2 protein-coding genes are annotated in these 515 nt (G+C 63.7%); both read left to right on the top strand.

The window, feature by feature from the left end; all coding sequences use genetic code 11:
- Positions 1–193 (top strand): hypothetical protein (locus tag AC5ZFO_RS48240; protein ID WP_496124303.1); only part of this gene is annotated, 193 nt, incomplete at its 5' end.
- Positions 187–515, top strand: a 329-nt coding sequence (gene tnpB / locus AC5ZFO_RS48235) for an IS66 family insertion sequence element accessory protein TnpB (protein ID WP_496124302.1), incomplete at its 3' end; no start/stop codon positions are given. The genes AC5ZFO_RS48240 and tnpB, both read left to right, overlap by 7 nt.

Genomic DNA, 515 nt, shown 5'->3' with positions numbered 1-515 from the left:
GGCGGAGACGCTGTCGTTCGTGCCGGTGCTGTCGGAATCGCCGCTACCGGCGTTCGCAGAGCCTGCCGGGTCGCCGGAAGCAGCCATTGTGACGGTTGAACTGCAGGGGGCACGAGTGGAGGTGCGAGGGACGCCTGGCCTTGCTGTGTTGAGTGATGTGTTCTTGGCGCTTCGACGGACACGTTCATGCTGATGCCGCCCGCGAGCCTTGCGATTTACGTGGCGACGCAACCTGTGGACTTCAGAAAAGGTGCGGAGGGCTTGGCACTGTTGGCGCAGGAGACGCTGGGCCATGACCCGATGAAGGGCGTGGCGGTGGTGTTCCGTGCGAAGCGCGCTGATCGGGTGAAGATTGTCGTCTGGGATGGCAGCGGCCTTGTGATGTATTGGAAGCGGCTCGATGGCAGCGGCTTCAAATGGCCTCCCATCGTGGCCGGTGTGATGCGGATGAATGCCGCCCAGCTGTCCGCGCTTCTGGCCGGCATGGATTGGACGCGGATGCACGCGCCTCGAAT

This window comes from Bradyrhizobium sp. Unk1, assembly GCF_059512345.1.
This window is presented reverse-complemented; position numbering and strand designations above follow the sequence as displayed.